The following is a 25,371-nucleotide window of genomic DNA, read 5'->3' as shown; positions in this document are numbered from 1 at the left end:
AACGTGCTCGACGTCAACTTTTTCGACGAGTTGCGAATTGGGCTGGCGACTGCCGACGACATCCGTCAGTGGTCGCACGGCGAGGTCAAGAAGCCGGAGACGATCAACTACCGCACCCTGAAGCCGGAGAAGGACGGGCTCTTCTGCGAGAAGATCTTCGGTCCGCAGCGGGACTGGGAGTGCTACTGCGGTAAGTACAAGCGGGTCCGGTTCAAGGGCATCATCTGCGAGCGCTGCGGCGTCGAGGTGACCCGGTCCAAGGTTCGCCGTGAGCGGATGGGCCACATCGAGCTGGCCGCTCCGGTCACTCACATCTGGTACTTCAAGGGCGTGCCGAGCCGGCTGGGCTACCTGCTGGACCTCGCCCCCAAGGATCTCGAGAAGATCATCTACTTCGCCTCGTACGTCGTGACGAGCGTGGACACCGAGGCGCGTCACCGTGACCTCTCGACGATCGAGAACGAGATCCTGGCCGAGAAGCGGCAGTCCGAGAACAGCCGTGACTCGGAGATCGAGAAGCGGGCCGCCAAGCTCGAGGCCGACCTGGCCGAGCTGGAGGCCGAGGGTGCCAAGGCGGACGTCCGGCGCAAGGTCAAGGAGGGCGGAGAGCGCGAGATGCGCCAGATCCGCGACCGGGCCCAGCGCGAGATCGACCGCCTCGACGAGGTGCTGGACACCTTCCGCAAGCTCGAGCCGAAGCAGCTGGTCACCGACGAGCTGCTCTACCGCGAGCTGCGGGACCGGTTCGGCGAGTACTTCACGGGTGCCATGGGCGCCGAGGCGATCAAGGCCCTGGTGCAGAACATGGACCTCGACGCCGAGGCGGAGAACCTCCGCGAGACCATCCGTACCGGCAAGGGCCAGCGGAAGATCCGGGCGCTCAAGCGACTCAAGGTCGTTTCGGCGTTCCTGAACACCCGCAACTCGCCGCTCGGCATGGTGCTGGACTGCGTGCCGGTCATCCCGCCGGACCTGCGTCCGATGGTGCAGCTGGACGGTGGCCGCTTCGCGACCTCCGACCTGAACGACCTGTACCGCCGGGTGATCAACCGGAACAACCGCCTCAAGCGGCTGATCGACCTCGGCGCGCCCGAGATCATCGTCAACAACGAGAAGCGGATGCTGCAGGAGGCCGTCGACGCGCTGTTCGACAACGGCCGCCGCGGCCGGCCGGTCACCGGCCCGGGTAACCGCCCGCTGAAGTCGCTGTCCGACATGCTCAAGGGCAAGCAGGGCCGGTTCCGCCAGAACCTGCTGGGCAAGCGCGTCGACTACTCCGGCCGTTCGGTCATCGTGGTCGGCCCGAAGCTCAAGTTGCACCAGTGCGGTCTGCCCAAGCAGATGGCCCTGGAGCTGTTCAAGCCGTTCGTGATGAAGCGGCTGGTGGACCTCAACCACGCGCAGAACATCAAGTCCGCCAAGCGGATGGTCGAGCGGCAGCGCCCGGTCGTGTGGGACGTGCTGGAAGAGGTCATCGGCGAGCACCCGGTGCTGCTCAACCGGGCGCCCACCCTGCACCGGCTGGGCATCCAGGCCTTCGAGCCGCAGCTGGTCGAGGGTAAGGCCATCCAGATCCACCCGCTGGTCTGCACCGCGTTCAACGCCGACTTCGACGGTGACCAGATGGCGGTCCACGTGCCGCTGTCCGCCGAGGCCCAGGCCGAGGCGCGGATCCTCATGCTGTCGTCGAACAACATCCTCAAGCCGGCCGACGGCAAGCCGGTCACCATGCCCACCCAGGACATGGTCATCGGTCTCTACCACCTCACCCACCTCACCACCGATGAGAAGGGTGCGGGCCGGGCATTCAGCTCGGACGCCGAGGCGCGGATGGCGTACGACAACGGCGAGCTGCACCTGCAGGCTCCGGTGAAGATCCGGCTGCGGGGCATCGTCGGGGTCGACAACGGCGCCGGCGCCGAGCCGTGGGTCGCGCCCGAGGGCTGGTCCGAGGGCGAGACCGTGACCGTGGAGACCACGCTCGGCCGGGTCCTGTTCAACGAGACGCTGCCCCCGGGCTACCGCTTCGTGAACTACGAGATCCGCAAGGGCCAGCTCTCCGCGATCGTCAACGACCTCGCCGAGCGCTTCCCGAAGGTGGCCCTCGCGGCCACCCTCGACGGGCTCAAGGAGGCCGGTTTCCACTGGGCCACCTGGTCCGGCGTGACGATCGGCATGGAGGACGTCATCGCTCCGCCGCGCAAGGCGGAGATCCTGGAGCGGTACGAGAAGGAAGCCGACCGGATCGACAAGCAGTACCAGCGTGGTCTGATGACCGCCGAGGAGCGTCGCGGCGAGCTCATCGAGATCTGGACCAAGGCGACCAACGAGGTCGCCAAGGAGATGGACACCGCGCTGCCGCAGGAGAACCCGCTGTGGAAGATGATCAACTCGGGTGCTCGCGGTAACCTGCTCCAGCTCCGGCAGATCGCGGCGATCCGTGGTCTGGTGGCCAACCCGAAGGGTGAGATCATCCCGCGACCCATCAAGGCGTCGTACCGGGAGGGTCTCTCCGTGCTGGAGTACTTCATCTCCACGCACGGTGCCCGTAAGGGTCTCGCCGACACCGCGCTGCGTACCGCCGACTCGGGTTACCTGACCCGTCGTCTGGTGGACGTGTCGCAGGACGTCATCATCCGCGAGGAGGACTGCGGCACCGACCGGGCCATCCCGATGCAGATCGGCGAGCGGATCGACGGCAAGCTGGTCGTGCACACGCACGCCGAGACCAGCGTGCACGCCCGTACCCTCGCCGACGACATCAAGGGGCCGGACGGCACCGTCGTCGCCGAGCGGGGTCAGGACATCAACTCGATCGGCGTCGACAAGATCGTCGCGGCCGGGGTGGAGACGGTGCGGGTGCGCAGCGTGCTCACCTGCGAGTCGAAGCTGGGCGTCTGCGCGGCCTGCTACGGCCGCTCGCTGCCGACCGGTAAGTCGGTCGACATCGGTGAGGCCGTCGGCATCATCGCCGCCCAGTCCATCGGTGAGCCGGGTACGCAGCTGACGATGCGTACCTTCCACACCGGTGGTGTCGCGGGTGAGGACATCACCCAGGGTCTGCCCCGTGTCCAGGAGATCTTCGAGGCTCGGGTCCCGAAGGGTAAGGCGCCCATCGCCGACACCCCGGGCCGGATCCGGATCGAGGACGGCGAGCGGTCGCGGAAGATCATCGTGATCCCGGACGACGGCAGCGACGAGATCGTGTACGACAAGATCTCGAAGCGGGTCAAGCTGCGGGCCCACGACGGCGACCACGTCGAGGTCGGCGAGAAGCTCACCGAGGGCACCATCGACCCGCACGAGCTGCTGCGCATCCTCGGCCCGCGCGCGGTCCAGGTCCACCTGACCCAGGAGGTCCAGGAGGTCTACCGCTCGCAGGGTGTGCTCATCCACGACAAGCACATCGAGATCATCATCCGCCAGATGCTCAAGCGGGTGACGGTCATCGACTCAGGCTCGACCGAGTTCCTGCCGGGTGTGCTGGTCGACCGGGCGCTCTTCGAGTCGGAGAACCGCCGGCTCGTCGGCGAGGGTGGCGAGCCCGCCGCCGGTCGCCCGGTGCTGATGGGTATCACCAAGGCCTCGCTGGCCACTGACTCCTGGCTGTCGGCGGCCTCCTTCCAGGAGACCACCCGGGTGCTGACGGACGCGGCGATCCACGCCCGCAGCGACTCGCTGATCGGCCTCAAGGAGAACGTGATCATCGGTAAGCTCATCCCGGCCGGTACGGGCATCAGCAAGTACCGCAACGTCCGGGTCGAGCCGACCGAGGAGGCGAAGGCCAAGGTCTACTCGATGACCGGCTACCCGGAGACCGACTACGGATTCGGGCCGGCCAGCGGGCAGGCCGTGCCGCTGGACGACTTCGACTTCGGGTCGTACCGCTAAACAGCACGCACGACGAGGCCCCCGGCATCCGCCGGGGGCCTCGTCGTTTTCTGGTGGTGCCCCCCTGACAGCCACCCAAGCCGGCGAGCTGATCGGGGAGAGCGCGACGGCCTGTTCCTTCCACCTCCGCCGGCTCGCCCGCTACGGCTTCATGGAGGACGCCGGTGGGGGACGCGGGCGGGCCCGGCCCTGGCGGCCGACCCGGCGTGGTTGGTCCGCCCCCACCTACCCACCCCAGGGGTATGCGGCGGGCACCGGCCGGCGCACCTCTTCCAGCTCACTGCGGCGGAACTGACCGAGTTCGTCACCGCCTACCAAGATCTCGTCGCCAATCGCCCTGCTCACCCTGCTGCAGCGCACCACACCCTCCGATGTGCAGGGCCGGCCGGAACTGCCGGGCCGGCGGCTGGGGTCACGGTGCCGTGCCGACCGGGGCATGATGGGGACCATGACCACCGCGCCGGGGCAGGTGCCCGTCGCCCAACAGGGGCCGCGCCATCCGCTCGACCCTGAGCCGGTCCGCGCCACGAAGACCCGGGCGGTGTTCGCGCTCGGACTGATCGCCGCGCTGACCGGCCTCTTCATCGGCGGGATCGTGCCGGCCACCGTGGCGCTGCAACTCTCCCGGCAGGCGCGCCGTGAGGCGTACGCCTCGGGTGGGTTCCTCACCGGCGCCACGTGGCTGCGGCGGGGGGAGCGGTTGGCCTGGACCGGGCTGCTGCTCGCGGCGGTCGCCCTGGTGGCACTGGTGGTGATCGCGGTGGTCCGGCTGGCCCACTCGCCGATCGGGCACGACTACCCGTCGAACGTCGACTGATCCGGGGGAGGGGTCCGCGCTCGGGGGCGGTCGGTGCCAGCCCCGGCGGTAGCCTGGCTCCTGTCCGTCGCGTCGGTGACGGCCGAAGCGAAGGAGGAGGCACTCGTGACGGAACCGGCGCGGCCCCCGTCGGATGACCATCCGCAGCCGTCCGACCGCCCGGACGATGCCGATGCGTCCGGGCACGCCGGATCCGTGGCACCATCGGCCGACTCGCCGCAGACTCCCGCCGCGTCCCCCTGGGCTTCGGGTCCGCCGGCCGCGCAGCCCGGTTGGGGTGCGCCCCCGTCGCAGGGTCAGCCCGCGCAACCGGGCTGGGGTGCACCCGTCTCGCCATGTCAGGGTGGTGCGTCCGGGCCCCCCGGTTGGGGTGCGCCTGCGCCCGGTTGGGGTTCTGCGGGTGCGCCCGGTCGAGGGCTGCCCCCGTGGGGTGCGCCGGTTTCGCCCGGCCCGGGCGTCCCGCCCGGTCCCGCCGCCTGGGGTGCGCCGACACATGCCGGGCCCGGCCCGTGGGGTGCGCCGGGAGGGCCGAGCGGGGCCGCGCCAGGAGCGCCGAGCTGGGGTGCTCCGCCGGTTCCGCGCGTGCCACCGCCCACCGATGCCCAGCCGCTGGCCCCGAAGCGGGTGGAGCCGGTGGCCGGCACCCCGTTCGGGGTGGTGCACCTGGGGGTACCGCCGGTCACCTCCGGGCTGGCGGTCGGTGCGCTGGTGGCGGGCATCGCCTCGATCCTGGTGTCGGTCCTGGTCATCTGCTTCGGGGTGACCGGGGGCAGCTGGACGGGCGTCTGGGCGGCCGGTGCGTTCGCCCTGCTCGGCGTGCTCACCGGGGCCGGTGCGATCGCTGCCGGGATGCTCGCGCTGCGGCAGATCCGCCGGCCGCTACCGCCGCCGGCCGTACGGTTCACCGGCCGGGGGCTGGCCGTCTCCGGGGCCAGTTGTGGCGGGGCGGGACTGGTGCTCTCTCTGATCGGGCTGGGGCTGGCGCTGCTGTTCTCGCTGAGCTGACGCTGGGGAGAACCTGGCTCTTCGCCAGGGCCGGGAACGGCGGCGGACCGGGAGCCCACCCGAGGCGGATTCGTTCCGCACTGCGGGTGACCCGTGTCACCGCTTGGACCGGGTCGAGCCGGACGGCGGTGCACAGACGCGGGGGTGAGCGGCGGGGGAAGCCGACCGGATGTGCTGGCCGTGCCGCGACCGGCACGGCTGTCCGGATCGGGATGACCGGTGACGGTGGGGTGATGGTGGGCTCACGGGGCTGGCGGGCCGTACGCCTGGGAAGCCGGTACACTTGTGTGCGTTAGGTGCCCATCAGGGGTGCACAGGCGGGACGGACCCCGACGGCCGCGGTGGCGTGGTTCGACGGACCACTCCGTTTTGACCTGGGCGGCTGTGGTAGGTACCCTTTCCTCTTGTGCCCGGGCTAGCCCGGGCAACTCGTGCGTGCGCTGGAGCCGGTGTTCCGGAGATCGAGCGGTGGCACGGAACAAGCCAAAGAGCCGGCTCGGGGCGACCCGCGTGCCGGTGACAGACCCGGTAGCGCGCGAGCGCCGGACGCCGGGACCGCGACCCGGGCGACACGCCCGACCGCGGGTGCTGGGACCCCGCCAGGTGGCCCCGGTTGGAAGGTAGGAGAGCCGTCCATCAGGCCGGCTAACGAGCAGACGGCGCGGTCGCCTCGCAGCGGCCGAAGGGAGCGGAGAAACCCGGTGCCCACCATTCAGCAGTTGGTCCGAAAGGGCCGCCAGGCCAAGACGACCAAGACGAAGACCCCTGCGCTGAAGGGGTCCCCCCAGCGGCGCGGCGTGTGCACCCGCGTGTACACCACCACCCCGAAGAAGCCGAACTCGGCGCTGCGCAAGGTCGCTCGTGTCAAGCTCAGCAGCCAGATCGAGGTGACCGCCTACATCCCGGGCGTCGGGCACAACCTCCAGGAGCACTCGATCGTGCTCGTCCGTGGCGGTCGTGTGAAGGACCTCCCCGGCGTGCGTTACAAGATCGTCCGCGGCTCGCTGGACACCCAGGGCGTTCGTAACCGTAAGCAGGCGCGTAGCCGTTACGGCGCGAAGAAGGAGAAGAGCTGACATGCCGCGTAAGGGACCCGCTCCGCGGCGGCCGCTGGTCGCTGACCCGGTGTACAACTCGCCGCTGGTCACCCAGCTGGTGAACAAGATTCTGCTGCGCGGCAAGCGTCAGCTCGCCGAGAGCATCGTGTACGCGGCCCTGGAGGGCTGCCGCGAGAAGTCCGGCACCGACCCCGTCGTGACGCTCAAGCGGGCGATGGACAACGTGAAGCCGACCCTCGAGGTCCGCAGCCGCCGTGTCGGTGGCGCGACCTACCAGGTTCCGGTCGAGGTCCGGCCCGCCCGTGCGACCACCCTCGGTCTGCGCTGGCTGGTGACCTACTCGCGCGCCCGCCGTGAGAAGACCATGGTCGAGCGGCTGATGAACGAGCTGCTGGACGCGAGCAACGGCCTCGGTGCCGCCGTCAAGCGGCGCGAGGACACGCACAAGATGGCCGAGTCCAACAAGGCCTTCGCGCACTACCGCTGGTAACACCCTGGTTCCGGCGCCCACCGGGCGCCGGAACCGCCACCAGTTGAGTCGAGACGACGATAAGTAGGGATTGAAGTGGCCGCCGCAGACGCGCTCGCCAACGTACGCAACATCGGCATCATGGCGCACATCGATGCCGGTAAGACCACTACCACCGAGCGAATCCTGTTCTACACCGGTATCACGTACAAGATCGGTGAGGTCCACGAGGGCGCTGCCGTCATGGACTGGATGGAGCAGGAGCAGGAGCGCGGTATCACCATCACTTCCGCCGCCACCAAGGCGGAGTGGAAGGGCCACACGATCCAGATCATCGACACGCCCGGCCACGTCGACTTCACGGTCGAGGTGGAGCGGTCGCTGCGGGTGCTGGACGGTGCGGTCGCCGTGTACGACGGCGTCGCCGGCGTGGAGCCGCAGACCGAGAACGTCTGGCGTCAGGCGGACAAGTACAACGTCCCGCGGATGTGCTTCGTCAACAAGCTCGACCGGACCGGTGCCGACTTCTTCCGCTGCGTGCAGATGATGATCGACCGGCTGAACGCCACCCCGCTGGTGCTCCAGATCCCGATCGGGACCGAGGCCGAGCACATCGGCGTCGTCGACCTGATCGGCATGCGCGCCCTCACCTGGCGCGGGGAGACCAAGAAGGGCGAGGACTACGCGGTCGAGGAGATCCCGGCCGAGCTGGCGGACGCCGCTGCCGAGTGGCGCGAGAAGCTGATGGAGACCCTGGCCGACGTCGACGACGCGGTGATGGAGCGGTACCTGGAGGGCGAGGAGATCTCCGTCGAGGAGATCAAGGCCGCCATCCGGCGGGCCACCATCGCCGGCAAGGCCAACCCGGTGCTCTGCGGCTCGGCGTTCAAGAACAAGGGCATCCAGCCGATGCTGGACGCCGTGGTCGACTACCTGCCGTCGCCGCTGGACGTTCCGGCGATCGAGGGCACCGCGACCGACGGTGAGACCCCGATGCAGCGGAAGCCCTCCACCTCGGAGCCGTTCTCCGCGCTGGCGTTCAAGATCCAGACCGACAAGCACCTCGGCAAGCTGACCTACGTCCGGGTCTACTCCGGTGTGGTCGAGTCCGGCGCTCAGGTGGTCAACTCCACGAAGGACCGCAAGGAGCGGATCGGCAAGATCTACCAGATGCACGCCAACAAGCGGGAGGAGCGCAGCTCCGCCAAGGCTGGCGACATCATCGCGGTCCAGGGTCTGAAGCAGACCACCACTGGTGACACCCTCTGCGACCCGGCGAACCCGGTCATCCTCGAGTCGATGACCTTCCCGGAGCCGGTCATCGAGGTCGCCATCGAGCCGAAGACCAAGGCCGACCAGGAGAAGCTCAGCACCGCCATCCAGCGGCTGGCCGAGGAGGACCCGACCTTCCGCGTCAAGCTGGACGAGGAGACCGGTCAGACGGTCATCTCCGGCATGGGTGAGCTGCACCTGGACATCCTGGTCGACCGGATGCGCCGCGAGTTCAACGTCGAGGCGAACATCGGTAAGCCGCAGGTGGCGTACCGCGAGACCATCCGCCGCACGGTGGAGAAGGTCGAGTACACCCACAAGAAGCAGACCGGTGGTTCCGGCCAGTACGCCCGGGTCATCATCAGCCTGGAGCCGCTGCCGCTGGACAACGACTCGCCGACCTACGAGTTCGCGAACGCCGTCACCGGTGGCCGCATCCCCCGGGAGTTCATCCCCTCGGTGGACGCGGGTGCGCAGGACGCGATGCAGTACGGCATCCTCGCCGGCTTCCCGCTGGTGGGTGTCAAGCTGACGCTGGTGGACGGTCAGTACCACGAGGTCGACTCGTCCGAGATGGCGTTCAAGATCGCTGGTTCGATGGCGCTCAAGGAGGCGGCTCGCAAGGCCGACCCGGCGCTGCTCGAGCCGATGATGGCCGTTGAAGTCACCACTCCTGAGGAGAACATGGGTGACGTCATCGGCGACCTCAACTCCCGCCGCGGCATCATCCAGGCGATGGAGGAGCGCGGCGGTGCCCGCGTCGTCCGCGCCCTGGTGCCGTTGTCGGAGATGTTCGGCTACGTCGGCGACCTGCGGTCGAAGACCCAGGGCCGGGCTAGCTACAGCATGCAGTTCGACTCCTACGCCGAGGTTCCGACCAACGTGGCCAAGGAGATCATCGCCAAGGCGACGGGTGAGTGACGCTCACCTGAGCTGATGACCGTGTGTGGTCGCGGGAGGGTTCTCCCCGCCCGCGACCACCACGGTAGGGCTGCGTGAGACCGGGCCTGTAGGCTTCATCGCCGCAGAACCCACGAAAAGCTCTCCGGCCGAAAGGCCGGAAAGGCTGTCGACAGAGTCCTAAGCGCCGAACGGCGCGCCGGGCGTACGAACCAAACAGTCCACAGGAGGACACCAGTGGCGAAGGCGAAGTTCGAGCGGACTAAGCCGCACGTCAACATCGGCACCATTGGTCACATCGACCACGGTAAGACGACGCTGACGGCGGCCATCACCAAGGTCCTGCACGACCAGTACCCGGACCTGAACCCGTACACGCCGTTCGACGAGATCGACAAGGCGCCGGAGGAGAAGGCCCGCGGCATCACGATCTCGATCGCGCACGTCGAGTACCAGACCGAGGCGCGTCACTACGCGCACGTCGACTGCCCCGGTCACGCCGACTACATCAAGAACATGATCACCGGTGCCGCGCAGATGGACGGCGCGATCCTGGTGGTCGCGGCGACCGACGGCCCGATGCCGCAGACCCGCGAGCACGTGCTGCTGGCCCGCCAGGTCGGCGTGCCGTACATCGTCGTGGCGCTCAACAAGAGCGACATGGTCGACGACGAGGAGCTCCTGGAGCTCGTCGAGCTCGAGGTTCGTGAGCTGCTCTCCTCGCAGGAGTACCCGGGTGACGACCTGCCGGTCGTCCGGGTCTCGGCGCTGAAGGCCCTCGAGGGCGACCCCGAGTGGACCCAGAAGCTCCTGGACCTGATGACCGCGGTCGACACCGCGATCCCGCAGCCGGAGCGCGAGACCGACAAGCCGTTCCTGATGCCGATCGAGGACGTCTTCACGATCACCGGTCGTGGCACCGTCGTCACCGGTCGCGCGGAGCGCGGCGTGCTCAAGCCGAACGAGGAGGTGGAGATCGTCGGTATCCGCGAGAAGTCGCAGCGGACGGTCTGCACCGGTATCGAGATGTTCCGCAAGCTGCTCGACGAGGCCCGCGCGGGTGAGAACGTCGGTCTGCTGCTGCGTGGCATCAAGCGCGAGGACGTCGAGCGCGGCATGGTGGTCGTCAAGCCGGGCACGACGACCCCGCACACGGAGTTCGAGGCGACCGTCTACATCCTCTCCAAGGAGGAGGGTGGCCGGCACACCCCGTTCTTCCAGAACTACCGTCCGCAGTTCTACTTCCGGACCACGGACGTCACCGGTGTCGTCACGCTCCCCGAGGGCACCGAGATGGTCATGCCGGGTGACAACACCACCATGGCGGTGAAGCTGATCCAGCCCATCGCCATGGAGGAGAACCTCAAGTTCGCGATCCGCGAGGGTGGCCGCACCGTCGGCGCCGGGTTCGTCACCAAGATCATCAAGTGAACTAGGTAACCCCGATTAGACCGCCCGCTGGTCGTGCGGCATACTAGTCAGGTTGCGTAACGGCAGTTGGCCGTCCGTGTTCAGCTGAACTGAACCTCCGGACGGCGAGACAGTCGAGCGCGGGGTGGTTGGCGGTCCGCCGCCAGCCACCCTCGCACGGCGTTCAGGTCGCGATATCGCGATCGGCGCCTTGACCCACCGCGTGGTCGGAACGCCCCGGAGCCCGGGGCGGAGCCTGGCCCGAGGGCGCGACACGCCCGACCGCGGGGGTCGGCGAAGTGGACCTGTACCAGCCGGTACAGGTGCCCGCAACACAGCGGCATCGAGAGAAGGAACAGAAGCCACCATGGCGGGACAGAAGATCCGCATCCGGCTCAAGGCCTATGACCACGAGGTCGTCGACTCCTCGGCTCGGAAGATCGTCGAGACGGTGACGCGTACCGGGGCGCAGGTCGCTGGCCCGGTGCCGCTGCCCACGGAGATCAACCGTTTCTGCGTCATCCGCTCGCCGCACAAGTACAAGGACTCGCGCGAGCACTTCGAGATGCGTACGCACAAGCGGCTGATCGACATCATCGACCCGACCCCCAAGACGGTCGACTCGCTCATGCGCCTCGACCTGCCGGCTGGCGTCGACATCGAGATCAAGCTGTAGGGACCGGACAAATGGACAGGCAAGTTAAGGGGATCCTGGGCGCAAAGCTCGGCATGACCCAGGTCTGGGACAACAACCGCGTTGTGCCCGTGACCGTGGTCGAGGCCGGCCCGTGCGTCATCAGCCAGATTCGTGACGCCGGCAAGGACGGTTACTCGGCGGTCCAGCTGGCTTACGGCACGATCGACCCGCGCAAGGTGAAGAAGCCGATCAGCGGGCACTACGCCAAGGCGGACATCGCGCCGCGCCGGCACATCGTGGAGCTGCGCACCAGCGACGCCGCCGACTACTCGCTCGGCCAGGAGGTCACGGTCGAGGAGTTCCCGGCGGGCATGTCGATCGACGTGACCGGCCGGACCAAGGGCAAGGGTTACGCCGGCCCGATGAAGCGGCACGGCTTCCACGGTCTGCGCGCCAGCCACGGTGTCGAGCGCAAGCACCGCTCGCCCGGCTCGATCGGCGCCTGCGCCACCCCGGGTCGTGTCTTCAAGGGCACCCGGATGGCGGGCCGGATGGGTGGCGTGCGCTACACCGTCCAGAACCTGACCGTCCAGGCGGTCGACACCGAGAACAACCTGCTGCTCGTCCGTGGCGCCATCCCCGGTCCCAAGGGCGCGGTGGTTCTGGTCCGCACGGCGGCCAAGACCAAGGCGAAGAAGGGCGGTGTGGCCAAGTGAGCACCGTTGACGTCCTCAACGTCGAAGGGGCGAAGAGCGGCTCGGTCGAGCTGCCGGCCGACATCTTCGACGTGCAGGCCAACGTCGCGCTGATGCACCAGGTCGTGGTGGCGCAGCTGGCGGCGGCCCGGCAGGGCACGCACAAGGCCAAGACCCGCGGCGAGGTCGCCGGTGGCGGCAAGAAGCCCTACAAGCAGAAGGGCACCGGTCGCGCCCGCCAGGGCTCGATCCGCGCGCCGCAGTTCGCCGGCGGTGGCGTCGTGCACGGCCCCGTGCCGCGCGACTACAGCCAGCGGACCCCGAAGAAGATGAAGGCCGCCGCGCTGCGTGGCGCCCTCTCCGACCGGGCGCGCGCCGGGCAGGTGCACGTCGTCGAGGCGTTCGTCTCGGGCGAGAAGCCGTCGACCAAGGCGGCCCTGGCCACCCTGGCGAAGCTGACCGAGGCCCGTCGGGTCCTGGTCGTGCTGAGCAGCACCGACGAGCTGAACTGGGTGTCGCTGCGCAACGAGCCGCGGGTGCACCTGATCGAGGCCGGCCAGCTGAACACGTACGACGTGTTGGTGGCCGACGACGTGGTCTTCACCAAGGACGCGCTGGACGAGTTCCTGGGCGTTCCCGCCGAGACCACCGAGGAGGGTGGCAAGTGAGCACGATCGCCGACCCGCGCGACATCATCGTGGCGCCGGTCGTCTCGGAGAAGAGCTACAGCGAGCTGAACCGCAACTGGTACACCTTCCTGGTGCACCCGGACGCGAACAAGACCGAGATCAAGATCGCTATCCAGCAGATCTTCAACGTCCGTGTCCTGACGGTCAACACGCTCAACCGCGAGGGCAAGCGCAAGCGCACCCGTACCGGGTTCGGTAAGCGCAAGGACACCAAGCGGGCGATGGTGAAGCTGGCTGACGGTGACCGTATCGAGGCCTTCGGCGGCCCGGTCAGCTGAGGGGTGTAGACAATGGCTATCCGTAAGTACAAGCCGACGACGCCGGGCCGGCGTGGCTCCAGCGTCGCCGACTTCGCCGAGATCACCCGATCGACGCCCGAGAAGTCGCTGCTGGCTCCGCTGCCGAAGAAGGGCGGACGCAACGCCCACGGCCGGATCACCACGCGGCACCACGGTGGCGGGCACAAGCGCCAGTACCGTCTGATCGACTTCAAGCGGGTCGACAAGGACGGCGTGCCGGCGAAGGTCGCCCACATCGAGTACGACCCGAACCGCACCGCGCGTATCGCGCTGCTGCACTACGCCGACGGCGAGAAGCGCTACATCATCGCGCCGAAGGACCTGAAGCAGGGCGACACCGTGGAGTCGGGTCCGAGCGCCGACATCAAGCCGGGCAACAACCTGCCGCTGCGCAACATCCCGGTCGGTACGACCGTGCACAACGTGGAGCTGCGTCCGGGTGGCGGCGCCAAGCTGGCCCGCTCGGCCGGCGTCGGCATCCAGCTGCTCGGCCGGGAGGGCGCGTACGCGACCCTGCGCATGCCGTCCGGTGAGATCCGGCGGGTCGACGTGCGCTGCCGCGCGAGCGTGGGCGAGATCGGCAACGCCGACCAGTCGAACATCAACTGGGGTAAGGCCGGCCGTATGCGGTGGAAGGGCAAGCGCCCGACCGTCCGTGGTGTCGCCATGAACCCCGTCGACCACCCGCATGGTGGTGGTGAGGGTAAGACCTCCGGTGGTCGCCACCCGGTCAACCCGCAGGGTAAGCCCGAGGGCCGCACCCGCCGTAAGGGCCAGCCGAGTGACCGGCTGATCGTCCGCCGTCGCTACGCCACCCGCAAGCGCGGCTAACAGGAGAGCTGACTTATGCCTCGCAGCCTGAAGAAGGGCCCGTTCGTAGACGACCACCTGATGAAGAAGGTGGAGACGCAGAACGACAAGGGCACCAAGAACGTCATCAAGACCTGGTCGCGGCGCTCGATGATCATCCCGGAGATGCTCGGGCACACGATCGCCGTGCACGACGGGCGCAAGCACGTCCCGGTGTTCGTAACCGAGGCGATGGTCGGGCACAAGCTCGGCGAGTTCGCTTTGACCCGTACGTTCAAGGGTCACGAGAAGGACGACCGGAAGAGCCGTCGGCGCTGACGCCGCGGGCATACGGATAGAGGATCAAGGGGTTACAGCGATGCCAGGAAAGGGCGACGCTCCGGTGCTTCCGGGCGCGCGGGCGGTTGCGCGGCACGTGCGCATCTCGCCGATGAAGGCGCGCCGGGTGGTCAACCTCGTCCGCGGCCTGCCCGCGAAGGAGGCGCTCACGGTGCTGCAGTTCGCGCCGCAGGCTGCGAGCGAGCAGGTGTACAAGGTGCTCGCGAGCGCGATCGCCAACGCGGAGAACAACGAGCGGCTGGACCCCGACGCGCTGCTCGTCAGCGAGGCGTTCGTGGACGAGGGCCCGACCATGAAGCGGTTCCAGCCGCGGGCGCAGGGCCGGGCGTACCGGATCCGCAAGCGCACCTGCCACATCACGGTGGCGGTCGAGGCCGTCGCGCCGGCCGCACCGCGTAAGGCCGCGAAGAAGACGGCTCCGGCGAAGAAGGCCGCGCCGGCCGAGGCGCAGAGCAACACGGAGGGCGCGGAGTAATGGGTCAGAAGGTTCACCCGCACGGGTTCCGGCTCGGTATCTCGACCGACTGGAAGTCCCGCTGGTTCGCGGACAAGCTCTACAAGGACTACATCGGCGAGGACGTCAAGATCCGCCGGATGATGTCCCAGGGCCTCGAGCGCGCCGGGATCTCCAAGGTCGACATCGAGCGCACCCGGGACCGGGTCCGCGTCGACATCCACACCGCCCGGCCGGGCATCGTCATCGGCCGTAAGGGTGCGGAGGCCGACAAGATCCGCGGCCGGCTCGAGAAGCTGACCGGCAAGCAGGTCCAGCTCAACATCATCGAGGTGAAGAACCCCGAGTCGGACGCGCAGCTCGTCGCGCAGGGCGTGGCCGAGCAGCTGTCCAGCCGGGTCAGCTTCCGCCGGGCGATGCGCAAGGCGATGCAGTCGGCCATGAAGAACCCGGTCTGCAAGGGCATTCGGGTTCAGGTCTCGGGTCGCCTCGGCGGCGCCGAGATGAGCCGGACGGAGTTCTACCGCGAGGGCCGGGTTCCGCTGCACACGCTGCGGGCCAACATCGAGTACGGCTTCTTCGAGGCCCGTACCACCTTCGGCCGGATCGGTGTGAAGGTCTGGATCTACAAGGGCGACGCGGTCCCGGGCCGGGAGGCTCCGGCCGAGACCGGTCCGTCCCGCCCGCGCCGTGACCGTGGCGACCGGCCCGAGCGGCCGCGCCGTGGTCGGTCGGGTTCGTCCGGCACGACCGCCGGCGGTACCGAGGCCGGCCGGGCTGCCGCGACCACGCTCGCGCAGCAGGCCGAGACGCCGAGTGGTGACGCGGTGGATCCCGCCGCCGTCGCCGCCGCGGCAGAAACGCAGCAGGAGGGCTGACAGATGCTGATGCCGCGCAAGCCCCCGAAGGGCTTCCGCAAGCCGCACCACCCGGACCGCCACGGCGCGTCCAAGGGCGGCAACCGGGTGGTGTTCGGCGAGTTCGGGATCCAGGCTCTCGAGCCGGCGTACGTGACCAACCGGCAGATCGAGTCGGCGCGTATCGCGATGACCCGTCACATCAAGCGTGGCGGCAAGGTCTGGATCACGATCTTCCCGGACCAGGCCCTCACCAAGAAGCCGGCGGAAACCCGAATGGGTTCCGGTAAGGGCTCGCCCGAGTGGTGGGTCTCCAACGTCAAGCCGGGGCGGATTCTCTTCGAGATGTCCTTCCCGAACGAGCAGATCGCGCGAGAGGCGATGCGTCGCGCGATCCACAAGCTCCCGATGAAGTGCCGCATTGTGACGCGCGAAGTGGGTGAGTCCTGATGGCAGCGGGCGTTAAGGCCTCCGAGCTGCGTGAGCTCTCCGAGGAGGAGCTGGTCACGAAGCTGCGGGAGGCCAAGGCGGAGCTGTTCAACCTCCGCGTGCAGGCCGCAACCGGTCAGCTGGACAACAACCGGCGGCTGCAGGTCATCCGTCGGGAGATCGCCCGGATCTACACGATCATGCGCGAGCGCGAGCTGGGGCTCTCGGCCGCGCCGACTGAGGTGACTGCAGGATGAGCGAGAACACCACGACCGCCACCACCACGCGTGGCCGCCGCAAGGTCCGCGAGGGCCTGGTGGTCAGCGACAAGATGGACAAGACCGTCGTCGTCGAGGTCGAGGACCGGGTCAAGCACGCGCTGTACGGCAAGATCATGCGCCGTACCAGCAAGCTCAAGGTGCACGACGAGCAGAACAGCGCCGGCATCGGCGACCGGGTCCTGATCATGGAGACCCGGCCGCTCTCCGCCACCAAGCGCTGGCGGCTCGTGGAGATCCTGGAAAAGGCCAAGTAGCGAAGGCTTCGAGCTCGCCCGGCGTCGAGTCGGGCGCAGGTTCCGCCAGGCTCCGGCCGCTACGGCGGCCGGAGAACCGGCAGACATAGGAGATAGACGTGATTCAGCAGGAGTCGCGACTGCGCGTCGCCGACAACACGGGTGCCCGGGAGATCCTGTGCATCCGGGTTCTCGGTGGCTCCGGTCGGCGCTACGCGAGCATCGGCGACGTCATCGTGGCCACCGTCAAGGACGCGATCCCGGGTGCCGGTGTGAAGAAGGGCGACGTCGTCAAGGCCGTCGTCGTTCGCACCGCCAAGGAGAAGCGGCGTCCGGACGGGTCGTACATCCGCTTCGACGAGAACGCCGCCGTCATCATCAAGGACGGTGGCGACCCGCGCGGTACCCGTATCTTCGGCCCGGTCGGTCGGGAGCTGCGGGACAAGCGGTTCATGAAGATTATTTCCCTCGCGCCGGAGGTGTTGTGACCGTGAAGGTCAAGAAGGGCGACACGGTCGTCGTCATCGCCGGCAAGGACAAGGGTGCCAAGGGCAAGGTCATCGCGGCCTACCCGCGGCAGGACAAGGTCCTGGTCGAGGGCGTGAACCGGGTCAAGAAGCACACCCGCATCAGCACCACCCAGCGCGGCGCCAAGACCGGTGGCATCGTCACTCAGGAGGCCCCGATCCACATCTCGAATGTGATGGTCCTGGACTCCGACGGCAAGCCGACCCGTGTCGGTTACCGGATCGACGACAACGGCCAGAAGGTCCGCATCGCGCGTAGCACCGGTAAGGACCTGTGATGACCACGGCTACCGAAACCAAGACCACGCCGCGCCTCAAGGAGCGGTACCGCAACGAGATCGTGGCCAAGCTGCGCGAGCAGTACGACTACGGCAACGCGATGCAGGTGCCGCGGTTGGTCAAGATCGTCGTCAACATGGGTGTCGGCGAGGCCGCCCGTGACGCCAAGCTGATCGACGGCGCCGTCCGCGACCTGGCCACGATCACCGGCCAGAAGCCGCAGGTGCGGCGGGCGACCAAGTCCATCGCCCAGTTCAAGCTCCGTGAGGGCATGCCGATCGGCGCGAAGGTGACCCTGCGCGGCGACCGGATGTGGGAGTTCCTGGACCGGCTGCTGTCCATCGCGCTGCCGCGTATCCGCGACTTCCGCGGTCTCGACGGCCGCAAGCTCGACGGGCACGGCAACTACACGTTCGGCCTGACCGAGCAGTCGGTGTTCCACGAGATCGACCAGGACAAGATCGATCGCCAGCGGGGCATGGACATCACGGTGGTTACCACCGCCACGACCGACGACGAGGGCCGGGCGCTGCTCAAGCTCCTGGGCTTCCCGTTCAAGGAGAACTGAGATGGCCAAGAAGGCGCTGATCCTGAAGGCGGCCGCGAAGCCGAAGTTCTCGGTTCGCGCGTACACGCGCTGCCAGCGGTGCGGGCGTCCGAAGGCGGTCTACCGCAAGTTCGGTCTCTGCCGGGTGTGCATCCGGGAGATGGCCCACCGCGGTGAGCTGCCCGGCGTGTCCAAGGCTTCCTGGTAATAGCCCGGCGCGCTCCGCGCGTCAGCTGCACTGTCTCTTCGCCGTAGGCCTGCGGGCGAACGCGGGAACCCCGGCGAGAAAGGTTGACGAAATCCATGACGATGACCGACCCGATCGCAGACATGCTCACGCGTCTGCGTAACGCCAACCAGGCGTACCACGACCGGGTGACGATGCCCTACTCCAAGATCAAGGCGAACATCGCCGAGGTCTTGAAGGCCGAGGGTTACATCGCCACCTGGTCGGTCGAGGAGCCCGAGGAGGGCGCCGTCGGCAAGCGACTGGTCGTCGAGCTGAAGTACGGCCAGAACCGGGAGCGGAGCCTGGCCGGCGTCAAGCGCGTGTCCAAGCCCGGTCTCCGGGTGTACGCCAAGTCGGACGGGCTCCCCCGGGTGCTCGGTGGGCTGGGCGTGGCGATCATTTCGACGTCCCAGGGGCTGCTCACCGACCGGCAGGCCCGCAAGCGGAGCGTTGGCGGGGAAGTCCTCGCCTTCGTCTGGTAACGGGAGACAGGTAGAAATGTCGCGTATTGGACGTAAGTCGATCCCGGTGCCATCCGGCGTCGACATCACGATCGACGGCCGGACCGTCAAGGTCAAGGGCCCTAAGGGCGAGCTGTCGCACACCCTGGCCGAGCCGATCAGCATCGAGCGGAGCGAGGACGGCCAGCTGTCCGTCAACCGCCCGGACGATGAGCGCAAGTCGAAGGAACTGCACGGCCTCAGCCGGACCCTGGTCGCCAACATGATCGTCGGCGTCACCGAGGGCTACCGGAAGAGCCTGGAGATCGCGGGCACCGGTTACCGGGTCACCGCCAAGGGCAAGGACCTGGAGTTCGCGCTCGGCTTCTCGCACCCGGTCACTGTGGCCGCGCCGGAGGGCATCACCTTCACGGTGGAGCGCCCGACGCTGTTCCACATCGCCGGCATCGACAAGCAGCAGGTCGGCGAGATCGCCGCCAACATCCGGAAGATCCGCCCGCCGGAGCCCTACAAGGGCAAGGGCATCAAGTACCAGGGCGAGGTCATCCGCCGCAAGGCCGGAAAGGCAGGTAAGAAGTGAGCGCCACGCTGCTCAAGCGCCGCCGCGGCGTCGCCGCCAAGCGCGCCGTCGGGCGTGCGCGTCGGCACTTCCGGGTCCGCAAGAACGTCAGTGGCACCGCCGAGCGTCCGCGCCTGGTCGTCACCCGTTCGCTGCGGCACATCGTCGCCCAGGTCGTCGACGACACCAAGGGTCACACCGTGGCGTCGGCGTCGACCATGGACGCCTCGCTGCGCGGTGCCGAGGGCGACAAGAGCGCCCTCGCCGGCAAGGTGGGCGCCCTGCTCGCCGAGCGGGCCAAGGCCGCCGGCGTCTCCAAGGTCGTCTTCGACCGTGGTGGCAACCGGTACGCGGGGCGGGTCGCCGCGCTTGCCGATGCCGCCCGCGAAGCCGGGCTCGAGTTCTAGTAACCCCGTCACGAGAGAGAAGGAAGGCTGCTGATGCCAGGTCAACAGCGCCGTGGCGGCGGGTCCGGTGGCAACGAGGGTGGTCGCCGCGACAACCGCCGTGAGGGCGGCCGCGGAAACGCGCCCGTCGAGAAGACCCCGCACCTTGAGCGGGTCGTCGCGATCAACCGCGTCGCCAAGGTCGTGAAGGGTGGTCGTCGCTTCAGCTTCACCGCCCTGGTGATCGTGGGCGACGGCGACGGCACGGTCGGCGTGGGCTACGGAAAGGCCAAGGAGGTGCCCGCGGCGATCGCCAAGGGCGTCGAGGAGGCCAAGAAGCACTTCTTCAAGGTGCCGCGGATCGGCCAGTCGATCCCGCACCCGGTTCAGGGCGAGGACGCCGCAGGCGTCGTGCTGCTCAAGCCGGCCTCGGCCGGTACGGGTGTCATCGCCGGTGGACCGGTGCGTGCCGTGCTGGAGTGCGCGGGTATCCACGATGTGCTCTCCAAGAGCCTCGGTTCGTCGAACCCGATCAACATCGTGCACGCCACCGTGGCGGCTCTGAAGTCGCTGGAGTCGCCGGAGGCCGTGGCCGCCCGTCGTGGTCTGCCGGTCGAGGACGTCGCGCCGGCCGCCATGCTGGCGACGCGGGCGGGGGTGGCTTCCTGATGGCGCGTCTGAAGGTCACCCAGGTCCGGTCCGAGATCGGGACCAAGCAGAACCAGCGTGATTCGCTGCGTTCGCTCGGTCTCAAGCGGATCAACGACGTGGTGGTCAAGGAGGACCGGCCCGAGATCCGCGGCATGATCTTCACTGTGAACCACCTCGTGAAGGTCGAGGAGGTCGAGTAATGACGATCAAGGTCCACCACCTGCGCCCGGCGCCGGGGTCCAAGACCGCGAAGACCCGGGTGGGTCGCGGTGAGGGTTCCAAGGGCAAGACCGCTGGCCGCGGTACCAAGGGTTCCAAGGCCCGGAAGAACATCTCGGCGGCGTTCGAGGGTGGGCAGATGCCCATCCACATGCGCCTGCCGAAGCTGAAGGGCTTCAAGAACAAGTTCAAGGTGACGTTCCAGGTGGTCAACCTGGACCGGCTCGCCGAGCTCTTCCCGAACGGCGGCCAGGTCGGCCCGCAGGAGATGGTCGACGCCGGTGCGGTCCGCAAGGGCCAGCCGGTGAAGGTCCTCGGTACCGGAGAACTCGGTGGGGTGAACCTCCAGGTGTCGGCGCACGCGTTCAGCGCGTCGGCCAAGGAGAAGATCACCGCCGCCGGTGGCTCGGTCACCGAGCTGTAAGGCGTATGACCCATGGCGCCCGTCCAGTTGTGACCAACTGGCGGGCGCCATGGTCTACCTGGGACGTTCACGCCAAGTAATATCGGATTCGGTTTATGTAGCCGGGCACGTCTGCCCGGACCGGGATCGGGCTGTTAGAGTCCCTTCCCAGCCATGGATATCGGGCACTCGCCCGGCACCCACCCCGAACCGCCAGGGACAACCGGCGGCCCGCCTCGCGCAGGAGGAAGAAGTTGCTGTCCGCCTTTCTCAGTGCGTTCCGAACGCCTGACCTGCGCAAGAAGCTGCTGTTCACAGTCGGCATCATCGCGATCTACCGGCTCGGCGCCACCCTGCCCAGCCCAGGCGTTTCGTACGGCAACGTGCAGAAGTGCCTCGACTCCATCCAGGGTGACACCACCGGCGTGCTGAACCTGCTCAACCTGTTCTCGGGCGGGGCGCTGCTGCAGCTGTCAGTCTTCGCGCTGGGCATCATGCCCTACATCACGGCGTCCATCATCCTGCAACTGCTGACCGTGGTGATCCCGCGGCTGGAGCAGCTCCGTAAGGAGGGCCAGGCCGGCCAGGCGAAGATCACCCAGTACACCCGCTACCTGACCCTCGGCCTCGGTGTCCTGCAGGCCTCGGCGTTCGTGGCGCTGGCCCGGTCCGGTCAGCTCTTCCAGAACCGCTGCGACCAGTTCCCGATCATCCCCGACGGTGTCGGCATCCCCGACTGGCTGACGCTGAGCGTCCTGGTCATGACGATGACCGCCGGCACCGGTGTGGTCATGTGGCTCGGTGAGCTGATCACCGACCGCGGCGTCGGCAACGGCATGTCCGTCCTGATCTTCACCTCGATCGCGGCTCGCCTCCCCAGCGAGGGTTGGCAGATCAAGACCTCCCAGGGCTGGTGGAAGTTCTTCCTCGTCATCGCTCTGGTCCTGGTCGTCATCACCGCGGTCACCTTCATCGAGCAGGCGCAGCGCCGGATCCCGGTGCAGTACGCCAAGCGGATGATCGGCCGGCGGATGTACGGCGGCACCTCGACCTACATCCCGCTGAAGGTCAACCAGGCTGGTGTCATCCCCGTCATCTTCGGTTCGTCGCTGCTCTACCTGCCGCAGCTGGCGCTGCAGTTCTTCGACCAGACGAACCCGGGCAAGACCCAGGCGTGGATCCAGAACAACCTGGTGGCGCCGGACAGCCCGATCTACATCTCGGTCTACTTCCTGCTGATCATCTTCTTCACGTACTTCTACGTCTCGATCACGTTCAACCCGACCGAGGTCGCGGACAACATGAAGAAGTACGGCGGGTTCGTACCGGGCATCCGCCCCGGCAAGCCGACGGCCGACTACCTCGACTTCATCCTCAGCCGGATCACCCTTCCGGGCGCGCTGTACCTGGGCATCGTCTCGATCCTGCCGAACTTCTTCTTCATCTGGCTCGACAACCAGCAGTACCAGAACTTCCCGTTCGGTGGTACCGCTGTGCTGATCATGGTCGGCGTCGGCCTGGAGACCGTGAAGCAGATCGAGAGCCAACTGATGCAGCGGAACTACGAAGGGTTCCTGCGGTAGATGAGACTCGTCTTGGTTGGCCCGCCGGGAGCGGGTAAGGGCACACAGGCCGAGTTCATCGCCGCCCATCTCGCGGTGCCGAAGATCTCGACGGGCGACATCTTCCGGTCGAACGTGTCCCAGGGCACCCCGTTGGGCATCGAGGCGAAGCGGTACATGGACGCCGGCGAGCTGGTGCCGGACGAGGTGACCATCAACATGGTCCGGGACCGGCTGGCCGAACCGGACGCGAGCGAGGGCTTCCTGCTCGACGGCTTTCCCCGTACGACCCCGCAGGCCGCCGCGCTGGACAAGCTCCTCGCGGACCTGGGCACCGCCCTGGACGTGGTGCTCGAACTGGTCGTCGACGACGACGAGGTGATCCGGCGGCTCTCCGGCCGCCGGACCTGCCGGGGCTGCGGCAAGATCTGGCACGTCGAGTTCGACGCCACCACTCGCGAGGGCATCTGCGACAGGTGCGGCGGCGAGCTCTTCCAGCGCGACGACGACAAGCCGGAGACCATCGCCACCCGGCTCCGGGAGTACGCCGAGAAGACCGCGCCGCTGGTCGACTACTACGGCGCCCAGGGCAAGCTGGTCGGAATCGACGCCACGGGACCGGTGGAAGACGTCACCGTCCGTGCCATCGACGCGTTGCGGTCGTACGGCGGCTGAGGTTCCGCCGGATCGCCGGTGGATAGAGTGCGAACAGCGGGGTACGTCCGGCGTGCCCCGCTGTTTCGGCAACGAAAGGTAATTGCTCCATGCGCCGTCCCCAGCTGGACATCCAGCTGAAGACCCCCGAGCAGATCGAGAAGATGCGGGCCGCCGGACTGGTGGTCGCCGAAGCGCTGCGTCGGATGCGGGAGGCGGTGGCTCCCGGGGTCAGCACGGCCGACCTGGATGCCATCGCCGAGTCGACGATCCGCGGGGCGGGGGCCGTCCCGTCGTTCAAGGGCTACCACGGCTATCCGGCCTCGATCTGCTCCTCCGTCAACGAGCAGGTGGTGCACGCCATCCCGGCGCCCGCCCAGGTGCTCCGCGACGGCGATCTCATCTCCATCGACTGCGGTGCCGTGCTCGACGGCTGGCACGGCGACTCAGCGATCACCGTCGGGGTCGGGGACGTGGACCCGGCGCTGCTCAAGATGGCCGCAGTGGCCGAGGACGCGATGTGGGCCGGGATCGCCGCTGCCGCCCGCGGCGCGGCCAGTGGTCGGGGGCGACTCACCGACATCTCGCACGCGGTGGAGGACGCGGTCCGCCGGGGTGGCCGGTACGGCATCGTCGACGGCTACGGCGGCCACGGGATCGGCACCGAGATGCACCAGGACCCGCACGTGCTCAACCACGGGCGGCCGGGCAAGGGCCCACGGCTGGTGACCGGGATGGCGCTGGCGATCGAACCGATGATCACCATGGGCTCGCCCCGTACCGCGGAACTGTCGGACGGCTGGACCGTCGTGACCCGCGACGGATCGATTGCCGCGCACGTCGAGCACACGATGGCGCTGCTGCCCGACGGGGTGTGGGTGCTGACCGCCGAGGACGGCGGCCGCGCCCGCCTGGGCGACCTCGTCACGGCCCGGCAGCCTGCCCCCACCGCCTGAACCGACCTGCCCCGGGTGCGGGGTCACCGCACCGGCCGGCTGTCTGATGCGGTTACCGGACGGGCGTATGTGACAGGTTGGGCGTTTCGGATGCATCCTTCTGCCCGAACCCGCTGATCGGCGGGCGCGGGGCTTTCGGGCCTCGTGCGGCTGGCGCGCAAGTGGCATGCTCGCGGGCGTGGAGCGGCGGAACGAGATGCGGGCCGCGGACGCCGACCGTCAGGCGGTGGCCGAGCAGCTGCGGGTGGCGCTGGACGAGGGCCGGCTGGATCTGCACGAGTACGACGAGCGCCTGCGGCGGGCCTACGCCGCCCGGACGTACGGGGAGCTCGACGCGCTGCTTACCGACCTTCCCGGTGTCACGCCCCCGGCGGCCGCGCGACCGGCGGTGCCCGAGGGGCGGCCGGTGGTGCCCGGGGCGCTGCCGGCTGACCGCCCGGCGACCGCCCGCTGGCTGCTCCGGGTCTGGCTGCCGTACCTCCAGGTGGTGCCGATCGTGCTGGCGGTGTGGGCGATCGCGTCCGCGTCCGCCGGCGAACTGCTCTACTTCTGGCCCGGCTGGGTGGCCGGTCCGTGGGGAGCGCTCCTGCTGGTCCGCACGATCGGTGGTCTCGCAGGTGCAGAGCCGCAGCGGTGGACCGGGAAGCGGGAGCGGCGGCGCCAGCGCAAGCGGGCGAAGCGGGACCGGAGACGGTAGTCGGGCGACCCGGGCCAGGCAGCCGGGCGCCGGCTTTCATCCGTACGCGGAATCCGCTGGTGGTCGGTTTGGCGGCCGGACGTAGACGGGCGTACACTGTTTGATCGGCGCACAGCGTCCACTCCGGCATGCCCATCAGCGCTTCGATGGGTGCTGGAGCCGCGGCTGGCGCGGGCTGCCTGATCTTGATCAGTCACCCGTGTAAGGCGTTGTGAGCCGTCCGGAGCAACCGACGTCAGGACAGCGGAGGACATGCCGAAAAAAGACGGAGCCATCGAGATCGAAGGTCGGGTCATCGAGCCCCTGCCGAACGCCATGTTCCGCGTAGAGCTCGCGAACGGCCACAAGGTGCTGGCTCACATCAGCGGCAAGATGCGGCAGCACTACATCCGCATCCTGCCGGAGGATCGGGTCGTCGTCGAACTCTCGCCGTACGACCTGACCCGCGGGCGCATCGTCTACCGCTACAAGTAGTCCTGACGACGGCCGGGTTGTTCCCTGTCCGTCTTCGACGTCCGTGGTCGCGCGTGGCGCGTCACCGGGCCTGATGGGAAGTAAGGCAACCGTGAAGGTCAACCCGAGCGTCAAGAGGATCTGCAACAAGTGCCGGGTGATCCGTCGGCACGGCCGGGTCATGGTCATCTGCAGCGACCCGCGCCACAAGCAGCGCCAGGGCTGAGCCCCTCCGCCGGTCAC

The 25,371-nt window shown here is 68.3% G+C and carries 34 protein-coding genes; all 34 read left to right on the top strand.

Features of this window, described 5'->3' with window-relative positions; translation table 11 throughout:
* Positions 1-3: 3 nt before the first annotated feature.
* Positions 4-3,891, top strand: a complete 3,888-nt coding sequence (locus BXA10_RS01160; RefSeq protein ID WP_076466675.1) for a DNA-directed RNA polymerase subunit beta' — start codon at positions 4-6, stop codon at positions 3,889-3,891.
* Positions 3,892-4,339: 448 nt separating this feature from the next.
* Positions 4,340-4,708, top strand: a complete 369-nt coding sequence (locus BXA10_RS01155) for a hypothetical protein (RefSeq protein ID WP_076466674.1) — start codon at positions 4,340-4,342, stop codon at positions 4,706-4,708.
* Between the two features lie 624 nt (positions 4,709-5,332).
* Positions 5,333-5,713, top strand: a complete 381-nt coding sequence (locus BXA10_RS01150) for a hypothetical protein (RefSeq protein ID WP_076467296.1) — start codon at positions 5,333-5,335, stop codon at positions 5,711-5,713.
* 701 nt (positions 5,714-6,414) lie between these two features.
* The gene (gene rpsL, locus BXA10_RS01145) at positions 6,415-6,789 is read left to right on the top strand and encodes a 30S ribosomal protein S12 (RefSeq protein WP_007465318.1); all 375 of its coding nucleotides are present in this window, start codon (positions 6,415-6,417) and stop codon (positions 6,787-6,789) included.
* A gap of 1 nt (position 6,790) precedes the next feature.
* Positions 6,791-7,261 carry a 30S ribosomal protein S7 gene (rpsG, locus tag BXA10_RS01140; RefSeq protein WP_076466673.1) on the top strand — a complete coding sequence of 157 codons (471 nt, stop codon included), beginning with the start codon at positions 6,791-6,793 and terminating at the stop codon, positions 7,259-7,261.
* A 75-nt stretch (positions 7,262-7,336) separates the two neighbouring features.
* Positions 7,337-9,433, top strand: coding sequence for an elongation factor G (gene fusA / locus BXA10_RS01135; protein WP_076466672.1), 2,097 nt, complete (start codon positions 7,337-7,339; stop codon positions 9,431-9,433).
* 216 nt (positions 9,434-9,649) lie between these two features.
* Complete coding sequence (gene tuf, locus BXA10_RS01130; RefSeq protein ID WP_076466671.1) at positions 9,650-10,843, top strand: elongation factor Tu; 1,194 nt, start codon at positions 9,650-9,652, stop codon at positions 10,841-10,843.
* A gap of 346 nt (positions 10,844-11,189) precedes the next feature.
* Positions 11,190-11,498: a 30S ribosomal protein S10 gene (gene rpsJ / locus BXA10_RS01125; RefSeq protein ID WP_007073037.1), complete on the top strand. Its 309-nt coding sequence runs from the start codon at positions 11,190-11,192 to the stop codon at positions 11,496-11,498.
* Between the two features lie 11 nt (positions 11,499-11,509).
* Positions 11,510-12,175: a 50S ribosomal protein L3 gene (gene rplC / locus BXA10_RS01120; protein WP_076466670.1), complete on the top strand. Its 666-nt coding sequence runs from the start codon at positions 11,510-11,512 to the stop codon at positions 12,173-12,175.
* Positions 12,172-12,822: a 50S ribosomal protein L4 gene (gene rplD, locus BXA10_RS01115; protein ID WP_076466669.1), complete on the top strand. Its 651-nt coding sequence runs from the start codon at positions 12,172-12,174 to the stop codon at positions 12,820-12,822. Before rplC ends, rplD begins: the two co-directional genes overlap by 4 nt.
* Positions 12,819-13,121 carry a 50S ribosomal protein L23 gene (gene rplW / locus BXA10_RS01110; RefSeq protein ID WP_076466668.1) on the top strand — a complete coding sequence of 101 codons (303 nt, stop codon included), beginning with the start codon at positions 12,819-12,821 and terminating at the stop codon, positions 13,119-13,121. Before rplD ends, rplW begins: the two co-directional genes overlap by 4 nt.
* A 12-nt stretch (positions 13,122-13,133) precedes the next feature.
* Positions 13,134-13,973 carry a 50S ribosomal protein L2 gene (rplB, locus tag BXA10_RS01105; RefSeq protein WP_076466667.1) on the top strand — a complete coding sequence of 280 codons (840 nt, stop codon included), beginning with the start codon at positions 13,134-13,136 and terminating at the stop codon, positions 13,971-13,973.
* Positions 13,974-13,988: 15 nt separating this feature from the next.
* Complete coding sequence (rpsS, locus tag BXA10_RS01100; protein ID WP_076466666.1) at positions 13,989-14,270, top strand: 30S ribosomal protein S19; 282 nt, start codon at positions 13,989-13,991, stop codon at positions 14,268-14,270.
* Positions 14,271-14,310: 40 nt separating this feature from the next.
* Complete coding sequence (gene rplV / locus BXA10_RS01095; protein WP_076466665.1) at positions 14,311-14,766, top strand: 50S ribosomal protein L22; 456 nt, start codon at positions 14,311-14,313, stop codon at positions 14,764-14,766.
* Complete coding sequence (rpsC, locus tag BXA10_RS01090; protein WP_076466664.1) at positions 14,766-15,623, top strand: 30S ribosomal protein S3; 858 nt, start codon at positions 14,766-14,768, stop codon at positions 15,621-15,623. Before rplV ends, rpsC begins: the two co-directional genes overlap by 1 nt.
* Before the next feature lie 3 nt (positions 15,624-15,626).
* A complete protein-coding gene (rplP, locus tag BXA10_RS01085; RefSeq protein WP_076466663.1) occupies positions 15,627-16,052 on the top strand; it encodes a 50S ribosomal protein L16 in 426 nt (141 codons plus the stop codon).
* Positions 16,052-16,288: a 50S ribosomal protein L29 gene (rpmC, locus tag BXA10_RS01080; protein WP_076466662.1), complete on the top strand. Its 237-nt coding sequence runs from the start codon at positions 16,052-16,054 to the stop codon at positions 16,286-16,288. Before rplP ends, rpmC begins: the two co-directional genes overlap by 1 nt.
* Positions 16,285-16,566: a 30S ribosomal protein S17 gene (gene rpsQ, locus BXA10_RS01075; protein WP_076466661.1), complete on the top strand. Its 282-nt coding sequence runs from the start codon at positions 16,285-16,287 to the stop codon at positions 16,564-16,566. Before rpmC ends, rpsQ begins: the two co-directional genes overlap by 4 nt.
* Before the next feature lie 98 nt (positions 16,567-16,664).
* Positions 16,665-17,033, top strand: coding sequence for a 50S ribosomal protein L14 (gene rplN, locus BXA10_RS01070; protein WP_007073026.1), 369 nt, complete (start codon positions 16,665-16,667; stop codon positions 17,031-17,033).
* Positions 17,030-17,350 (top strand): 50S ribosomal protein L24, encoded by a 321-nt coding sequence (rplX, locus tag BXA10_RS01065; RefSeq protein ID WP_175649074.1) that lies wholly within the window; start codon positions 17,030-17,032, stop codon positions 17,348-17,350. Before rplN ends, rplX begins: the two co-directional genes overlap by 4 nt.
* Complete coding sequence (gene rplE, locus BXA10_RS01060) at positions 17,350-17,919, top strand: 50S ribosomal protein L5 (protein WP_076466660.1); 570 nt, start codon at positions 17,350-17,352, stop codon at positions 17,917-17,919. The genes rplX and rplE overlap by 1 nt, the downstream gene beginning before the upstream one ends.
* A gap of 1 nt (position 17,920) precedes the next feature.
* Complete coding sequence (locus BXA10_RS01055; RefSeq protein WP_007073023.1) at positions 17,921-18,106, top strand: type Z 30S ribosomal protein S14; 186 nt, start codon at positions 17,921-17,923, stop codon at positions 18,104-18,106.
* A 95-nt stretch (positions 18,107-18,201) separates the two neighbouring features.
* Positions 18,202-18,609 (top strand): 30S ribosomal protein S8, encoded by a 408-nt coding sequence (gene rpsH, locus BXA10_RS01050; protein ID WP_076466659.1) that lies wholly within the window; start codon positions 18,202-18,204, stop codon positions 18,607-18,609.
* Positions 18,610-18,625: 16 nt separating this feature from the next.
* The gene (gene rplF, locus BXA10_RS01045; RefSeq protein WP_076466658.1) at positions 18,626-19,168 is read left to right on the top strand and encodes a 50S ribosomal protein L6; all 543 of its coding nucleotides are present in this window, start codon (positions 18,626-18,628) and stop codon (positions 19,166-19,168) included.
* Positions 19,165-19,554, top strand: coding sequence for a 50S ribosomal protein L18 (gene rplR / locus BXA10_RS01040; protein WP_076466657.1), 390 nt, complete (start codon positions 19,165-19,167; stop codon positions 19,552-19,554). Before rplF ends, rplR begins: the two co-directional genes overlap by 4 nt.
* Before the next feature lie 33 nt (positions 19,555-19,587).
* Positions 19,588-20,202: a 30S ribosomal protein S5 gene (rpsE, locus tag BXA10_RS01035; RefSeq protein ID WP_076466656.1), complete on the top strand. Its 615-nt coding sequence runs from the start codon at positions 19,588-19,590 to the stop codon at positions 20,200-20,202.
* Positions 20,202-20,384, top strand: a complete 183-nt coding sequence (gene rpmD / locus BXA10_RS01030) for a 50S ribosomal protein L30 (RefSeq protein ID WP_012015110.1) — start codon at positions 20,202-20,204, stop codon at positions 20,382-20,384. Before rpsE ends, rpmD begins: the two co-directional genes overlap by 1 nt.
* On the top strand, positions 20,384-20,827 hold the full coding sequence (gene rplO / locus BXA10_RS01025) for a 50S ribosomal protein L15 (protein ID WP_076466655.1): 444 nt from the start codon (positions 20,384-20,386) through the stop codon (positions 20,825-20,827). The genes rpmD and rplO overlap by 1 nt, the downstream gene beginning before the upstream one ends.
* A gap of 233 nt (positions 20,828-21,060) precedes the next feature.
* Entirely contained in the window at positions 21,061-22,389 is a 1,329-nt protein-coding gene (secY, locus tag BXA10_RS01020; protein WP_076466654.1) for a preprotein translocase subunit SecY, read from the top strand.
* Positions 22,390-23,043, top strand: coding sequence for an adenylate kinase (locus tag BXA10_RS01015; RefSeq protein ID WP_076466653.1), 654 nt, complete (start codon positions 22,390-22,392; stop codon positions 23,041-23,043).
* An 89-nt stretch (positions 23,044-23,132) separates the two neighbouring features.
* Positions 23,133-23,978: a type I methionyl aminopeptidase gene (gene map / locus BXA10_RS01010; protein WP_076466652.1), complete on the top strand. Its 846-nt coding sequence runs from the start codon at positions 23,133-23,135 to the stop codon at positions 23,976-23,978.
* 196 nt (positions 23,979-24,174) lie between these two features.
* Positions 24,175-24,675: a DUF1707 SHOCT-like domain-containing protein gene (locus BXA10_RS01005; RefSeq protein ID WP_076467292.1), complete on the top strand. Its 501-nt coding sequence runs from the start codon at positions 24,175-24,177 to the stop codon at positions 24,673-24,675.
* A gap of 252 nt (positions 24,676-24,927) precedes the next feature.
* Complete coding sequence (gene infA / locus BXA10_RS01000; RefSeq protein WP_007073013.1) at positions 24,928-25,149, top strand: translation initiation factor IF-1; 222 nt, start codon at positions 24,928-24,930, stop codon at positions 25,147-25,149.
* 91 nt (positions 25,150-25,240) lie between these two features.
* Positions 25,241-25,354: a 50S ribosomal protein L36 gene (gene rpmJ / locus BXA10_RS00995; RefSeq protein ID WP_076466651.1), complete on the top strand. Its 114-nt coding sequence runs from the start codon at positions 25,241-25,243 to the stop codon at positions 25,352-25,354.
* Positions 25,355-25,371 lie beyond the last annotated feature (17 nt).

The organism is Micromonospora avicenniae (assembly GCF_900156065.1).
Classification (GTDB): Bacteria; Actinomycetota; Actinomycetes; order Mycobacteriales; family Micromonosporaceae; genus Micromonospora; species Micromonospora avicenniae.
Note: the sequence above shows the minus strand (reverse complement) of the source record. Positions and strands in the feature narration are given on the sequence as shown.